Source organism: Stieleria maiorica (assembly GCF_008035925.1).
In the GTDB taxonomy this organism is placed as follows: Bacteria; Planctomycetota; Planctomycetia; order Pirellulales; family Pirellulaceae; genus Stieleria; species Stieleria maiorica.
On record NZ_CP036264.1, the window covers coordinates 8,909,165 to 8,921,983 of the forward strand.

Below are 12,819 nucleotides of genomic sequence, written 5' to 3' on the forward strand. Positions count from 1 at the left end.
CGGGTTCAAGGTTTCGCCTCCAAGACGCCGCGGATTCTGGCGATCCGTCGGAGGGTCGGGAAAAGGTAGCGCTGTCGATCGGACGTATTGAGGCCAAATCCACCGATCATGACCGCGGCGATCGCCGTGGCCAGGATTCCCCCGAACACCATTTCGGTCCAGTTGCTTTTTGCCGTGACGTGGTGGACCGCCGCCACCATCGGCGTCAGCACGCCGGCGACGATGACGGCCGGCCAGAGAATTTGCCGGCTGTAGTCTTTGAAGCGGAGTTGCAGGTTGCCGCAGACGATGATCGGGTGCGCGATGCCGCGGCACAGGACGGCCGGCAACGTCGTTCCGATCGCCACACCCAACAGCCCCAACGGCCGGATCAACGCGACACTGATCAACAGATTCAACGCCCCCTCGACCAGCATCAACCAGGTCAACCCTTTGAATCTGCGCCGGCCCAGCAGGATCTTGGATCCGATCCCGGTGCCTGCGGTGAACAACGCTCCGACCAGCAGAATCTGAAACAGCAGTGCGACCGAGTGGTACGAGTCGGTGTGGACGTATCGATCGCCGACCCATAAACGGTAAAAGTCGCTGGCCCACAGACCGGTGATCAACGCCGCGCTGATTGCGACCAGCGACAACATCCGGGTTCCCTTCAGGTACATCGCTTGCAGACCGCGCAAGTCATCGTGCGCGTCCAAGTCCGTCGCCGCCGGGTAGAAGACCTGGCTGACGGGAACAAAGATGTTCGCAAAGTACTTCATCAGGTTGTTGGCCAGGGCAAAGTAGGCGATCGCCGAGACCGGCATGAAAAGCCCGATCACCAGTGCGTCGGAAAAGCTGATGACCAGATGGCTGACCGCCAACAGCGCGCTCCAAAAACCGAACGTCATGCATTCGCGGCAACTGTCCCAGCTGGCCAGACGCAACGAGATCGCCAGTTCGGGAAGGACTCTCCTTCCGATCGCCCAACGAAGTGCGTAATCGAGCAGATTTCCCGCCGCACCGGCCGCACAGACACCGATCAGTCCGTATCCGGAAAGCAACAACAGCACCGTGGCGGTGGCCGACACGATCCGGCTGAACAGACTGGCGGCGGTGATCAGGTCGAAACGCTGCCGCGCGGTCAAGGCGACCGAAAAGGGAAACAACAGCAACTGGATCGCGGTCGAACACCCCAGAATCAAAACGCACCAAACCGATTCCGCCTGGACCTCGGGCGGAAACGAAAAACAGAGCGGCGCGACCACGGCCGTCGCCAGCGTGACCACCAGCGCACAAGCGGCGCAACCCAAGTGCAACGTAAACCCGCTGCTGGCGGCGCGATTCATGCGTTCAAAATCGCCCTTGGAAAAATACCGCGTGATGTACTGCGTCATCCCGGCTCGCAATCCCAAGTCCAGCACCCCATAGTAACCGGTGATGCTGATCACGATCGTCCATACGCCGTAGCGTGCGTCACCGATCTGGTGCAGCACGAAAGGCGTCAGGAAAAACGTGATCGCCACTTGGACGACGTACGCCATCCAATTGCTCAAGATGTTGCGGGAAAGGACGCGGAAACTAACCATAGAAGTCAATGATTGATTATTCACCCTGCACAGAATCACCAGCGGACAGCTTTTACCAGCGGACCAACAGGCGAATGATCACGTAAAACACCAACAACGATGCCGCACCGGCCAGCAGCGAAAGCATGATGAACCGGTTGCCGATTCGCATGCCGACGGCACCACCGTGGGATGTTGCGTCCAACGGCATATTCGTCGCGGCGGCAACGAGCCCCAGAATCAAGTACGTCGGCGCGACGAACTGTCGCGAGATCGTCAGCATGGCGGCGACGCAACCCATCAAGGCGGCAAACAGGAATCCGCACAACCGGGCGTGTTCGTCGGTCGACCTCGGGCCGGCGATCCGACTCGATCGCCGGCGGCGCCAAGACCAGAGACCGATCCCGGCGGCTAAAAAGCAGGCGACGAACGCGGTGCCGCCGAAGAAGCCCAATTCAGCAAAACAGTGCAGGAACGAGTTGTGCGTGACGACGCCGATTTCATCGACGATCAATCCTTCGCCCAATCCGAACAGCGGGTATTGTCGCCAGACGCCCATGCTGTCCGACCAAATTTGAATTCGATCCTGTCCGGTCCCTTGATTGACGGCGCTAAAGTCCGACATCCGACTGGAGAATGCGAGGGCCATCAATGAGAGGACGGGAAGTGCCAACGCGCCGAATTTGCCTCCGCGAAAGTAGCACAGCCCGGTGGAAATGGCACAAATCAATGACAGCAGTGCACCGCGCGAATGGGTCATCGCGAGTGCGGCCAGCAGCACCGCGGCAGGGATCAGCCAGCCATAGCGGACCCATCCCCTTTCGGGTTTGGTGAAGAAGGAGGCACAGAACACGAGTCCGGTGACCAGGATCAGCCCCAAGTCATTGGGGTCTTGAAAGATCCCCGTTCCACGAATCCGCTCGACACGCTCGGCCATTCCGTCCTGAATCACGCCCCGGTCTTCGATCGATTCGAGTGCGGCGATGGAGATGATTCCAAAACTATCCAGCAGGACCAGCGTCGCCATGGTCGTGATGGTGATCGTCAACCAGCGGACAAAAAACGCCAAGCGTGATGGAGTGTTGACCAGGCCGGTGATCAAGGCATAGAGCGCGATCAACTTGCCGACTTCATAGGTCGACATCCTGGCCGCCCAGAGAAAGCCGTGCGAAAGATGCGACATGGCAACCGCCAGCAGCAAGGCCAACAGCGATGCGGTGATCGGGCGTTCGATCAACTTGGCGTGGCTGAGCTGGTTCAGACAGGCCCGCGCCGACACGATCATGCAGGCCACGATCAAGAATTGATAGATCGGCCATTTGTCCAGGGCAGGAATCAAGTCGGCCGGACGCACAAACAACGTCGCCGTGGTGGCCAGCAACAGCGCAAACCCCCAGCCGTGGCGGTCATCGACGTCGGTGTCGATGCGGGGCACTGTGCCGTGATCGGTGGTGTTGAAAACCGCCGTTGCCATCTCGCTTGTTGCTTCCTTGCCAGGCGTGGATTTTCGATTGATGAATTGACAGGCTGGAAGCCTATCCCACGTTGCTAACGCAGATACTCGATTTCGACTTGTTCGAGTTGGTCTTCGTCGCCGGACTCGGATTCGATTTCGTACCACTTGCCCGGTTCGGCCGGTGCCGATGAGGCGGCTTCGATTTCCGGGGCGACGGACCCCAGGTCAATGTTCGCCATCTCGACGGGGACTTCGTGGCTGGTCTGTTCGATCGGGCCGGGGAACACTTGGCCACTTTCGTTCAGATACCATTCTTCTTCGACCTGCTCGTAGTGCGGCGGCGATTGCCACGGGTCACAAGGATCCAGGGCGGTCCAATTGGTTTCGCGATACCCGGCGTTGTTGACGATCGAATCGTAGGCCGCGGGCGTGACGACCCCGGCTTTTTGGCGAAGCCGCCCTGACTGGCAACCGGCCAGCGTCAACAGGACGCCGGCCAGGACGAGCCGGCCGATCGCGGCGATCGCGGCGATCGCCGTTGTTTTGTGTGTCGTTGATGTGAGGCGATGCTGCATCTGTCTTGTGCCGGGCTATTGGCCGAACCCGACGCCTCCGCTGGTCTTGTCAAGCACTTTGCCGGACAACCGCGAGGCCGTCCCGGTGCCCAGTAAAGTGAAGCCCAAAATCCGCTCCAGCGGCGACGTGAACTTCGCGATCGCCGAATCGATGGCGACCAACTTGTTGTGCGCGATGAAGATGCGGTCGCCGGGCAGGAGTTGGTAATTCGTGGTGACATCAGCCATTTGCGTGATCCCCTCCCAATCGATCGGCAGCATCACGCTGGTGCCCTGCTCGCGATTCGGTCGGGCGACCCACATCCGGCTGGACGAGACGTAGCTGGTGCCGTTGATCTGGCTCAGCGCGTCGATCACGGTCTCATTGCCGGTGTACGGCAGACGGACCAATTCGTCCCCCATGCCGCCGCCTTGCGTGACCACATAAACGGCCTTGCTGTTGTAGGCATAGACGGACACCGAGACTTTGGGATCGCTGAATTCGGTCGCCATTTGTGCGGCGATCGCATGACGGGCCTCGTCCAACGTCAATCCGGCCAGTCGGACCGAACCGTATTGGCCGAGCGTCACCGTGCCGTCGGGACCCACCAAGTGTTCTCCGGCGATCGGCTGGATCCCCGCCACGCCGATCAGCGACATCGAGACGCCGGGTTGTTGCAGCTGGGTCTTCAAGTGGGCTTCGATGTGACGCGTCGCCTGGTCGACCCCGAGTCCGGCGACCTCGACCGCCCCATAACTGAATCCCAGTTGAATCACGCCACCCAGGTCGACCTGGTATTCGCCGTCGATCGGTTCGCCGGGGAACGTCCCGCTGACGCTGATCGTGACCAAGTCACCGGGTTGCAGCGCATGTTGTTCTTGCGACACGTTTTGTTGGACGTCGATCGTCAGGATGTCCGGCGGTTCGATGCGATACATCGGCACCGTCACTTTGTCCAGCTCGCGTGGCACGAAGGCGACCGCGCCCTCGGAATCGCAGTTCGTTTCCACCATCGACGACAATCCGATCGGGTCGCCAGCAACGTGCATCAGCTGACACCCGGTGCTTGCCAGCGCGCACACCGATAGCACCGCGAGTGCGAAGCGTTGCAGAGGTCGGACGGCGTAGTTCACGTTGTTGATTGCTGTGGATGGGGGGAGGATGTGGGCAGCCTGCCGATCGGCAGTCGCGTTCGTGTTGCTGGCACTTGCGATCGATCAACGACGAGAGGCGGAATTAAATTGATAGTAGTGCAAGTAGTTGTTGAACGTCCCGCCACGTCCGGTCTGTGTCCGTTCCGATGGGGCTGACGCGCCTGTCGCGGATCGCTCGAAGGCGCGCTGGAGCTTTTGCAGTTGTTGGAACTGCCGGGTCTGGTTCTGGCGAAACTGTTGCCGCGGCTGCACGAACGAGTGATACGGACTGAGGATGCTGTTGTCGCTGCGGAGCAGGTCCAGGTAGGGCGAGAGTCGCTGTTGGTACGGCGAATTGGTCGCACCCGCCGATCCTCCGCCCAGTCGGCCGCCCGGCGCTTGGGCGTGGCTTTCTGAAGCCGACGACAGCACGGTCAGGCCGACACACACCAAGGCGATCGATCGGGCGGCGGTCTTGCGAAGTTGTTTCATCATTGCGGGTTTTCCACTGGGTGTTCCAGGCTTACCCACCGTATCGTCTGCTTAACCGGCACATCTTTCCTCCGTTCTGAAAAAAACTCCGGATTGTTCCGAGATCGCCTCAAGACAAACGTCGTTGAACCACGGCTTTTCCAGGTCGTCGAGGAGAGTCCCACGGACGACGGCCCGGAAGGGCAATCGCACCTGGAGAATCGGTCGTCGAAAGCGACGCGGCCGCTCGGACCTACACGCTTGTTCGGGTTCGTCCCAACAATCCAGTCCTAACGAAACCTCCACCTGGGCGGCCCTGACACAATTCGATGGTCCGCTGCCGACGGTCGCACCGATCGACAAGTAACCGCTGTGTCCATTCCATTGACCCACAGAACCCTCTCGTGCACTCGCAGTTGTTGGCTATCGGAGCGCGCTTCCATCGCGTCTGGCGAACGAAATCGCCCGGCGAGACCGCTCGTTGGGTGCTGGTTCTGGTCTGGGTCGCATTGGCATTGTGCAGCTACCGTCATGTCATTGGCGATTTGCTTGGGCAATGGCAATTGAACGCAAGCTATTCGCACGGGTCGGTCGTCCTGCCGATCGCCATCTGGCTGTTGTGGATGCGACGGTCGTCCATCCCCAACGTCCAGAAACCGTGGGTCCCCGGACTCGCGTTGCTTGTAGCCGCTCACGGCCTGCTGTGGCTAGGCGGATACTTTTATCTGCCCGCACTGGAGCGTTGGACCATCCCGCTGCAGCTGTGCGGCATGATCGGATTGCTGGCCGGTCGTCCGATGCTGCGTTGGAGCCTGCCGGGGGTCGGCTTCTTGGCCTTCATGATCCCGCTGCCGTTTCAGCTTGAAATGCTGGCAAATCAATGCTTGCAATCGGCGTCGGCGTGGGGCGGCTGTTTTCTGCTGGGACTGACGCAGACGTTTGCAATCACCGACGGCTACACCGTCACGATGGCCGGCGGTGGTGTGGGGATCACGAAGGATTGCAGCGGGATGCGAATGACGGTGGCGGTGGCGGCCTTGGGCTACGTCATCACGGTGTTGAACCGCCGGGGGCCGGGGACCGCGCGAGTCGGCCGGCAACCGGCCGGACGCGAGGCGGTGGAATTTGTCATCGTGATGCTGTCGGTGATTCCGGTGGCAGTCTTCGCCAACGCGGCGCGGATCGCAACCATCGCATGGGTTGCGGACCGTTATCAAGATGACGCAGCGACCAGTTGGACCCACGACATCGTTGATTGGTTGGTCCTGCCGTTTTGCGCCATGCTGTTCCTCGCACTGCGGGCCTGGATCGCGAACGTCCGTGATTTGTTGCGTACCATTACGTCCTTTCGGGATTCGAAAGATGGTCGAACCGACGCGCAAATCGAGTGGCGGCAATGGGGCAAGGTAGGATTGCGATTGGCGGCAGTTCCCGTTGCTCTAGCCGTGATGACGCTTGCGACGATCGGCCACCACGCGGCTCAGCGCACTCGGATTGTTCGCCAAACGCTGTCGGCAGCGCGGAGCCATGAATCCGATGCCGATTGGAAACAAGCTGCGTCCTGCTACCGTCAACTCCTGACGCTGCAACCCGCGCGGGTCGAGCAGCGCTATCGCTACGCCTGGGTTTTACTTCAGGATGCGACATCATCGGACGATCGCATGCGGGTCTTTGACCAATTGGATGCGGTTTTGAAGCAGTCCCCCAGCCATGTCGCGGCGTTGGAATCGCATTTGGAATTGGCGTTGGATTTTGATCTGGCAAAACCGGCACTTCGAAGTGCGGCTCGTCTTACCGCGCTCGGCCAAACCAACGTCGCCGCACAACGCCTGTGTTTGGAAGCCGAATTGCGTTTTGCCGCCGCCGACGATTCGGCAACGTCGGTCCAGCGATTTAATCGATCGATTCAGCAGCTGGGACCGGCGACCGAGTGGCGTGACCGGTTGGCCATGGCAATCGCCCAGTACTGCTGCGATCACCAGGACTCGATCGACCGCCGTGCGGCGCGTGAACTTGCTCCGGCCATCACCCGAGCGGCCGGTCAAATCGATTCGGCGCCGGCCCATTTCCAGGCTTGGCGCTACGCGCATCTGTTTGGAACCGCCAGACCTTCGATCGAACGCGCCCGCTCGAGCATCGACGGTGATTGCCCAACGCACGTGGCCTATCGAATCTACCTGGCGTCGGCGCGAGAAGCTGGGTTGGAGAACCGACGCGAGGACGTGAAGCGGTTTCTTTGGAAAGCGATCGAGCAGAGCCCCGAAGATCACGCCGCATACGTGGTCCTGGGTGACGTGTGTGCCAGTGGTGACCAGTGGCCGCAAGCCACCGCGGCCTACCTGCGGGCATGGCGACTGGCGGGCGATCGTCCAACGGAGTTGGGCGTGAAATTAGCTGAGGCGCTGCTGCAATCGAAACGGCATGCGGAATCGGCCCATCTGGTGGCGCAACTGGTGACGGAAAACAACCATGCATTTCACGCCGTCAGTCGCCCACTGCGAATTCGGTTGATGCTGGTCCAGGCCCGCCTGGATGTCCACGCCAATCAGTATGAAGACGCGCTGCGAACGCTCCAGCGGTGTCAAACGCTGGTCGCGATCCATGCGTCATCGCCAGCGGAGTCGGCCCGCAGGCTACAGACGCTTCAGTCGCTTGAGGCCCGATGTCTGGTTCGTTTGGGCCGATACGGCGACGCGGCCCGAGTGTTCGAATCCCGCGCCGTCGAAAGCGACGTTGCGGCCGATCAATGGACGGCTGCCGCGCGAGCCTGGCGCAGCGACGGCAATCGGCCGGCCGCGGAAGATTGTTATCGCAGCGCCGTCGCCGCGGTCGGACACGACAGCGAGGTGTGGTTGGAATTTGTCAGTTTGTTAAAAGACCGCTACGGTCCCACCGGGGCGGTCGAGGAGATCCGGCGACGGCAACAGCCCCGCGATCAGACGGCTCCCCCTGCCGACCAGTTGCTTGCCCAAGCCTGGGAGATGGTGGGACATTCGGATCGAGCGATCGGGCACTATCGCAGTGCTGCCGAGAGCGATGTTCAGGGTGTTGCGGCACTGGCGATCGCGCTAGCGCGGCATGGCCGGGCCGAGGAAGCAGTCGCCCTGGTCGCCGATCCACGCTGGACGGTCGACGCCTCGTTGCGAGCCCACACGGCAACCGTCGTCGGCGTCAGCGCCGCGGGGCTGTCGCCCGGTCTGATCGCGAAATTGGAACCGATTGTCCGCGGCGGAGAGCCGCGAGCGGTCGACGACACGACACTGCTGTTGGCGATCGTGGATTGGTACGCGCACCGGCAACAGCCTGCTGCCGCGATCGAATTGCTGGACCGGGCCGTCGCAGCCGACACGCAAAACGTGATCGCGGCCAACAATCTGGCCATGCTGTTGGCTGATCAAGCCCGCGATGATCCGCGGGCGCAACAACTGCCGCGGGCGCAACAACTGCCGCGGGCGCAACAACTGCCGCGGGCGCAACAACTGCCGCGGGCGCTGAAGTTGATTGATCATGTTCTGAAACAGACCGGCCCCCAACCCGAATTCTTGGACACGAAAGGCTGGATCTTGGTGCAGATGGGTCGTGCCGACGAGGCGTTGTCGATATTAAAACACGCCGTCGAGGTGTCCGACACGAGCGATCCCGTCGCGCATTTGCATTTGGCCGCCGCCTACTTGGCCGTCGGTGATCGCGATCAAGCCAACGAGTCGTTCGACGCGGCGCGGTCGGGCGAGATCGTCCTGGACCAACTCAATCACAGCGAGCGGCACGCGTGGACGCGGCTGCAGGACGCATTTACGCAGCCCAAGGAAATCACGGCGCTGGCCCCCACCGATCGGAGCGCAAACTGATGGAGTTCACGTTGACTCGGTCGAACATCGCCGTGCTCGGATGCGTCCTTTCGCTGCTCAGTTGTCTGGCGACCTCCACCTGGCGTACCGAAACGCCACCGCGCTGCGCGTTCGAGCCCGCACAGACGCTCGGCCCGTGGCAGCTGCTCGAACACGGCGAGTTGCAAGCCAGCGAGTTAGCAATTCTGCGGGCGAGCGATCATTGGCGGGTCGGCTATCAGCATCCGCAAACCCGGCAGGTGGTGGTGGTGACCTTGATCGCGGGTGCCGCCGGTCCGCTGGCGAGCCACCTGCCGGAGACATGCTATGCCCGCCAGGAATACAGCTCGCACAGCGATGCGGTGGTTTGGAAGTTTCCCGAGACGTCGGACAGCTTTCGGTTCCAGACCCTTCATCCACGCGACGTGGACCAACCGGCTTTGACGATCGCCTACGGGTGGCATGATGGGACGCGTTGGAGCGCGCCTCGTTCACCCCGTTTTCAATTCGCCGGCAGCCGCACGTTGCAGCGAATGTTGGTCACGATGCGGCATCCGGGGGGGCTGACGACCGAAGCCCGCCAGGTGCTGCAACAGGTCCTTGAATTGACTGTCAACAAGCCCCATCAACCGTCGCAACTCCGATCGGCCCGCGCTGCGATCCCACCTTCAACCCAAAAGTAACCGAACCGATGTCCGTGGTGAACCGTTCGAAAGAGACGATGAAACGACGAATCCGCGATCCGTGGCCTGGGGTCTGCCGTGCGCTGACCCGTTTGCGGGTCGGGGCCGGTCTGCTGTTGCTGGGAACGGCCTCCTTGCCGTCAGCGACAGCCGGCACGATCCGACACGACCGCCCCGATTCCAGTTACACCAGTCTGGCGGCCAGCTATCCCGCCGTGGGTGCGTTGACGTGGAGCAATATGATCTGCTCGGCCACGTTGATCGACCAGGATTGGATTCTGACGGCCGGGCACTGTTTGGACGCCGACGGTTTTTCGGCCAGCGACTGGACGTTCGACCTGACCGACAGCGGGGGCGGAGTCCACGTGGGTGCCGAGCGATTCGTCTATTCCGGCTGGACGGGCGACCTGACCACCGGGACCGACATCGCACTGTTGCGGCTCGCCACGAGTGAATTGAGCGTGACGCCGGCGACGATCAATACCAACACTTCGGAAGTCGGACAAACCGCGACGCACGTCGGCTATGGCGTGACCGGGACCGGCGCGACGGGCATCACCGCTCCGGCAGGCACCAAGCGCGCCGGGCAGAATGTCGTCGATGTCGATGGCAGCGTCGTCGGGGGCTACAGCGACGACATCTTGTTCGAAGACTTTGACAGCGGATCGGCGGGCGACAATTTTTTCGGGTCGGCAACACAACTGGACCTGGAATACCTGATCGCCGGGGGGGACAGCGGGGGCGCGATCTTCATGGACTTTGGCAGCGGCGACGTCCTGGCCGGCGTCCACTCCTTCATCGCCAGCGTGGACGGCAATACCGACGCCGACTATGGAGACTTGGCCGGTTCGATCAAGGTTTCCTCGTACGCCTCCTGGATCACATCGACCATTTCCGCCGGCAACGATCCCGTGGCCCCCGAATTGTCCTCCTGGATGATGTGGATGGTGCTGGGCGTCGGGCTGCTGATGAGTTCGCGATCGGCGACACGCCGGATTTAGTTCATTTTGCTGGCATTCTGTGCTGACATTCCGATTGAAGTCATCGAGTGATCTTCGCTAAAAGTGCGGCTGATTCGATCGATGGGGACGATATACCCGATATCTGTGTCGCCCCGTCCCAAGCTGCAATTGCACAACAAGAAGAAGCACTGATGAAGAATTTTGGTCGAGCACTTGCCGATGCGCTGGGTTTTTGGCCGCTGTTGCTTGTCGCGACCCTCTGCGCCGTCGGCAACGGTGCGATCTGGGGACTGAATATCGGCGCGCTGTTCCCGGTCATCAAAGTCACGATGGTCGGTGAATCGCTGCAGGATTGGGTCAAGGGCGAAATCGCCGAAAGCCACGTCCGAATCGCCAAAATCGACCGCGAGATCGCCGATCTTCGCGCCAACGTCAAACCGGGCAGCGAGCGGGAAATCGAACTGGAATTGCTGCAGTCGCGCAAGAATGCCGAGCAAGCCGGACTGGATTCGTCGCTGAAAATCCAACCCTATATCGACCGCTACATGCCCCAAGATCCGTTCCAAACGGTTCTTTATGTGATGCTGGGCGTCTTGTTCTGCACGGCACTGAAACACGTCTTTCAATTCGCCAACACCGCGATCGTGGCGCTGATCGCCGCCCGGATCACGCGGCGGATTCAAACCAGGATCTTCTCCAAAGCCCTGACGCTGGACCCGGCCAGTTTCGCCGGCCACACCAGCAGCGGCTTCGTCGCCCACATCACCTACACGACCAATATGCTGTCAAATGGCATCACCAGCGTGTATGGCGGTGCGGTGCGAGAACCACTGAAACTCGCCTCCTGTCTGTTCGGCGCGGCCGTGATTTGCCCCCGCTTGCTGCTGCTGACCATGCTGGTCGTTCCCGTCGTCTTCGGTTTGCTGTACCTGGTCAGTCGGTCGCTCAAGCGGGTTTGCCAAAACTTGCTGGAACGGGCGATGGGACTGCACCACGTCATGCTGGAATCGCTTAACAATATCAAAACCGTCCAAGCCTACTGTCGCGAAGATCACGAACAAGAACGTTTCGACAAGGCGACCCTGGACATGCAACGATTCACGATGCGGATCGTCAGTTTCAACGCGCTCAATCGCCCCCTCACCGAGTTGCTAGCATTGGGCATGATGAGCACGGCGATCGTCGCGGGGTCGTATTTGGTGATGAACCGGGCGACGGACATTTTCGGGATCCAGATCACCAGCCAGCCCTTGGGCCCGGCATCGATGATCATCTTTTTCGGGATGTTGGTCGGGGCCAGCGATCCGGTGCGGAAGCTCGCCTCGGTGATCGACGGGATCAATACGGGGGCGGTTGCCGCCAACTTGCTGTATCCCATGTTGGACCAGACCAGCCAAATCGTCGAAGCGGACGACGCGGTGACGACTGCCCGTCCCCACCGCAGTTTGAAGCTTGAGGGCGTGCATTTTGCATACGAGCAAGGCAATCCGATTTTGAGCGACGTGTCGCTGGAGATTCCCCACGGCAGCACCGTGGCGGTGGTCGGCGCCAACGGTTCGGGAAAATCGTCGATGATCAACCTGTTGTGTCGGTTTTACGATCCGCAGGGCGGCCGGATCTGCCTGGACGATGCGGACATCCGGCAGATGAAGCTGAAAGATCTGCGGGGTCGGATCGCGTTGGTGACACAGAACACCGAATTGTTCAACGAGGATTTGTATTACAACATCGGGTACGGGTCGGAGGGTGCGACGCGGGACCAGATCATCACCGCGGCGCGGGCGGCCCATGCCGAGTCGTTCATCGAAAACGAGCTTCCACAGCGTTATGAAACCGTGATCGGCCAGGACGGGCACCGGCTGAGCGGTGGCCAGCGGCAGCGCATCGCGCTGGCCCGAGCATTGATTCGGGATCCCGACATTCTGATTCTTGACGAAGCGACCAGCCAAATTGATGTCGAGAGCGAGCGTCTGATTTTTGACACCATTCGCGACCAGTGCCAGCATCGCACGGTGTTTTTCGTGACGCACCGTCCCGGCATGCTGGACATCGCCGACATTGTGCTGCGTTTCGAGGACCAAAAGATTTCGGTGGAACGTGGCGTCCAGGCGTTGCAGAACAACCGTCAGGGAGACGACCAGGAACCTCGACTCGGTGCCGTTGCGTAGTCCATCGGGCGAGCCTTTGG

At 61.0% G+C, this 12,819-nt stretch carries 9 protein-coding genes; 4 read left to right on the forward strand and 5 right to left on the reverse strand.

The window, feature by feature from the left end; all coding sequences use genetic code 11:
* Nucleotides 1–5: 5 nt before the first annotated feature.
* The 5 genes from Mal15_RS30255 to Mal15_RS30275 form a co-directional block, all read right to left on the reverse strand.
* Complete coding sequence (locus Mal15_RS30255; RefSeq protein WP_147871168.1) at nucleotides 6–1,565, reverse strand: lipopolysaccharide biosynthesis protein; 1,560 nt, start codon at nucleotides 1,563–1,565, stop codon at nucleotides 6–8.
* A 52-nt stretch (nucleotides 1,566–1,617) separates the two neighbouring features.
* Nucleotides 1,618–3,018 (reverse strand): O-antigen ligase family protein, encoded by a 1,401-nt coding sequence (locus Mal15_RS30260; protein ID WP_147871169.1) that lies wholly within the window; start codon nucleotides 3,016–3,018, stop codon nucleotides 1,618–1,620.
* 74 nt (nucleotides 3,019–3,092) lie between these two features.
* Nucleotides 3,093–3,575: a hypothetical protein gene (locus tag Mal15_RS30265; protein ID WP_147871170.1), complete on the reverse strand. Its 483-nt coding sequence runs from the start codon at nucleotides 3,573–3,575 to the stop codon at nucleotides 3,093–3,095.
* A gap of 15 nt (nucleotides 3,576–3,590) precedes the next feature.
* Nucleotides 3,591–4,688 carry a polysaccharide biosynthesis/export family protein gene (locus Mal15_RS30270; protein WP_147871171.1) on the reverse strand — a complete coding sequence of 366 codons (1,098 nt, stop codon included), beginning with the start codon at nucleotides 4,686–4,688 and terminating at the stop codon, nucleotides 3,591–3,593.
* A gap of 84 nt (nucleotides 4,689–4,772) precedes the next feature.
* Complete coding sequence (locus Mal15_RS30275) at nucleotides 4,773–5,183, reverse strand: hypothetical protein (protein ID WP_147871172.1); 411 nt, start codon at nucleotides 5,181–5,183, stop codon at nucleotides 4,773–4,775.
* A 380-nt stretch (nucleotides 5,184–5,563) separates the two neighbouring features.
* On the opposite strand from Mal15_RS30275, the gene Mal15_RS30280 reads away from it, so the two are divergent.
* The 4 genes from Mal15_RS30280 to Mal15_RS30295 all read left to right on the forward strand — a co-directional run bounded on the left by Mal15_RS30280 (nucleotide 5,564) and on the right by Mal15_RS30295 (nucleotide 12,799).
* Nucleotides 5,564–9,007: an archaeosortase/exosortase family protein gene (locus tag Mal15_RS30280; protein ID WP_167547143.1), complete on the forward strand. Its 3,444-nt coding sequence runs from the start codon at nucleotides 5,564–5,566 to the stop codon at nucleotides 9,005–9,007.
* 11 nt (nucleotides 9,008–9,018) lie between these two features.
* Nucleotides 9,019–9,669: a hypothetical protein gene (locus tag Mal15_RS30285; RefSeq protein WP_147871174.1), complete on the forward strand. Its 651-nt coding sequence runs from the start codon at nucleotides 9,019–9,021 to the stop codon at nucleotides 9,667–9,669.
* Between the two features lie 38 nt (nucleotides 9,670–9,707).
* A complete protein-coding gene (locus tag Mal15_RS30290) occupies nucleotides 9,708–10,670 on the forward strand; it encodes a S1 family peptidase (RefSeq protein WP_167547144.1) in 963 nt (320 codons plus the stop codon).
* Between the two features lie 152 nt (nucleotides 10,671–10,822).
* Nucleotides 10,823–12,799, forward strand: a complete 1,977-nt coding sequence (locus tag Mal15_RS30295) for an ABC transporter ATP-binding protein (protein ID WP_147871176.1) — start codon at nucleotides 10,823–10,825, stop codon at nucleotides 12,797–12,799.
* Nucleotides 12,800–12,819 lie beyond the last annotated feature (20 nt).